The sequence below is a fragment of the Acinetobacter sp. GFQ9D191M genome (genome assembly GCF_011174875.1).
Lineage (GTDB): Bacteria > Pseudomonadota > Gammaproteobacteria > Pseudomonadales > Moraxellaceae > Acinetobacter.
Genome location: NZ_JAALGV010000037.1, coordinates 1 through 2,897 on the forward strand (window position 1 = coordinate 1; position 2,897 = coordinate 2,897).

Annotated in this window: 4 protein-coding genes; all 4 read right to left on the reverse strand. The window is 36.5% G+C overall.

From position 1 onward, the window contains the following. Window positions 1-358: 358 nt before the first annotated feature. Window positions 359-901, reverse strand: a complete 543-nt coding sequence (locus G5T77_RS07040) for a plasmid replication DNA-binding protein (RefSeq protein WP_004896925.1) — start codon at window positions 899-901, stop codon at window positions 359-361. A 66-nt stretch (window positions 902-967) separates the two neighbouring features. After that, window positions 968-1,897, reverse strand: coding sequence for a replication initiation protein RepM (repM, locus tag G5T77_RS07045; protein WP_068553070.1), 930 nt, complete (start codon window positions 1,895-1,897; stop codon window positions 968-970). A 202-nt stretch (window positions 1,898-2,099) separates the two neighbouring features. Then, on the reverse strand, window positions 2,100-2,333 hold the full coding sequence (locus tag G5T77_RS07050; RefSeq protein WP_166135612.1) for a hypothetical protein: 234 nt from the start codon (window positions 2,331-2,333) through the stop codon (window positions 2,100-2,102). Between the two features lie 101 nt (window positions 2,334-2,434). Further along, the coding region (locus tag G5T77_RS07055; RefSeq protein ID WP_166135615.1) for a hypothetical protein at window positions 2,435-2,897 on the reverse strand (463 nt) is incomplete at its 5' end.

Here is a 2,897-nt window from a genome sequence, read left to right on the forward strand (position 1 = left end):
TGTAATCACCCTACCCTTATTGCTTAAGTATCGCCTGAATAAATATTCTGGAGTTCCATAAAATATTTAATTTATTGGTTTAAAAACTAATGGATTCTATAGTTTATCTAAAATTAACATAATACACCTTATACGAAATGCTTGATATTTCTCTTTAAATATCATTATATTAACGTAAGCCGTTCTGGAGTATAGGGCACCAGAACGGCTTTTTATTGATTATTCATGTTCCACGATCACTAATTGAGCGATGTTCCACGGTTTTATTCAGTTTTAATAAACATCATCCGGTTTTTTGAGGAGTCATTATTTCAAGTGCTTGCACTGAAATTGGCTCTTCAAAAAACTGGAGTCTTGGCTAACCATATGGAAGGAAAAAGCGGCTTAGGAAGCCTCTCTTCTTCTGTTCTGGTTCAACATGCTCCGGGATAGGAATACGCTTATTGTCTTGCTGAGGAGTAGTCAATTCGTCATAGTTCGTTGCTAGTTCCGACCGAGGATCCGTTGCTATATCCTGTTTAAAGCTCTGATCGGTAAAGGTAGTCATATTGGCTTTTGGTGCTTCTAGTAAGCGCTGCATAGCTTCAATCTGTTCTTGATAAAACGATTCACGTTCTAAAGATTGATTTTCTCTCTGTATTGCCTGATTTAATTGTTTTTCCAGTATGTCAACTTGACGTTTTAGTAAGTCAACTTCTGTCAAGTTTTGACTGTTAATTGATTGACTTTGATTGACTGTATCCTCTTTTTTTTGTGGTTCCCCAAAAACTCTTAGGGCCTCTGAAAAGTCAATTAATCCATCAGATCCTTTAGATAAATTTCCTTTGTTTATATGTGCATATATGGCTTGTCTTGAATATCCATAAAGCTTAGCTAACTCTGAAACTGACAGTTTTTTCATTATGTAAACCAGTTTTCAACTTGTGTTAATACCTGACTGTTAACTTAACAATTTCAATTAACAATGTCATTGAAATCCTAATTTTCTGAGTAAAGGAAGTAATTCCTTAAATTTCTCTGCATCTTGCAGCATGGCAGCTATACGTACAGCAAACTGCTGATAGCTTTCTGTGCCTTGTGAATATTTACTCATCTCAGGAAGCTCTGAGAGCTTGTTGGCGAATAGATGGCGTTGTTTATCTGTTATTTTTGAAAAGAGGTCTAATGTATTCGGATCTCTTTTAGATTCGACTGAATGCGTGGCTGATTTTTTCTGTTTAAAGCTAAATGAAAAACCAGTAATAGATCTACCTGTTTTATGCTGTTCAACTTTGACAATAATATCGGTATGTTCATTTACTTGTTTTAATGCAATGTCTAAAACATATTTTTTAAAATCATACATTCGTTTGTATTCAGTCTCGAGTACACCTATTTTTTGTCTAAAATCATACATAGTTATGAGAGGCGTTTTTCCAGTACTACGCCATGCAATCAATATTTCATATAAACGAACAGCATAAGCACTTGTTAAATTACTTATTTGTTGTATTTCATACTTTGTAAATTGTTCTTCTAACCTAGTAATTAAAGGCACAATAGCAGGGGCAAAAATAAGTCTAACGACAGCTTCATTATCAATATAAGCCACCTCGCTCACCCATCTTGATTTGTGATTAATAGTGTTACCTTTTTCACTAAGACTCTGATAACTGAATTGTCTTGCAAACAAGTCATCGCAAGCATCTTTTAACGCCTGATAAGCCGTATTTCGATGTACACCAAACTGATTAATATAACTTTCAGCATGAACTGTTAGTGGATCATTAGCATTTATCCCTTTACCCGATTCCCTTGCTTCAACAATAGCTAGGAGAATTAACCTCTGTTCAACTAGATCGAGGTTATAACTGGCATTGATTAAGGCGTTATCTTTAACAACTAGTTCTGTTTTCATATGAAAAGATTATATTTTTAATTCAATAAGACGAGGTTATATAATTATCTCGCTTAATGCAAGGTAAACCTCGTTTTAATGCAAGGTAAACCTCGTTTTAATGCAAGGTAAACCTCGTTTTAATGCAAGGTAAACCTCGTTTTAATATCTCTAGAACCATTATGAATAAAGGATTACAGCTTAATTAAAAGCATTTAAAAGCTTAAAAATAATTAAAAGCCCAGGGAGTAAAAAATTGCCCTTGGTTTTCGCTTCGCTCAAACTCTATTGAATCTCGCTTTCGCTCGATTCGTCGGGGCAATTTTTGGTTCATATTTTCGTGAATTTGAGAAAAAGCAAAAGCAAGATCAAAAGCAACTCGGAATTCGCTTCGCTCATGAGCTTTTTTTCTCGCTACGCTCGGTTTAGGGATCAAACTTGGAAAGTTCGCACCCATGCGGGATGCTCTGATATGCAGGTGATTGATGGATAGGGAGCTTGTAATCAGGGAAAGGAAAGGGCAAATTTTCTCAGTTCGCTCGTAGACACTCGCTCTGTTTATCGACTCATGCCACGAGATTTCATTTTAGGCGCATGTTGCTGTGCTTTGAGCTGTTGTTCTTGTCTGAATTTCATCTGTTGTTCTGCTTTGATCTCATTCACACATTTCTTAATAACTTGATAGGTTGAGTATAGAGTTTGGTATTGCTTGGCTTTGGCCGGATGTTGTTGTTGGTACTGCTTCCAGGCATGTTCTTTGAACTTTTCATTTTCCAATAAATCCTTCACACCATGTTTTTTCTGGTGTTCATGCTGACCTTTCAGTTTTTTGTGTTCCTGATAAACCTCGTCACGTTGGGCTTCCCAGGCTTTTTTTCCAAACAGTAAGGGTTTGTTCTGGGTTAATTCGTTGTGTTGATCGACCAGGCTTTGCAATCTGTCATGACTTTGCTTGAGTCGGCTCTTCACGATGTCCTGGGCGAGCTGCTGATTGAACTCGTTTTGATGTTTGTGGTGCTTG

Coding starts and splice junctions, on each gene's coding strand:
- repM (WP_068553070.1), bottom strand. CDS start 1,897: ATGAAAACAGAACTAGTTGTTAAAGATAACGCCTTAATCAATGCCAGT.
- G5T77_RS07050 (WP_166135612.1), bottom strand. CDS start 2,333: ATGGGTGCGAACTTTCCAAGTTTGATCCCTAAACCGAGCGTAGCGAGA.
- G5T77_RS07040 (WP_004896925.1), bottom strand. CDS start 901: ATGAAAAAACTGTCAGTTTCAGAGTTAGCTAAGCTTTATGGATATTCA.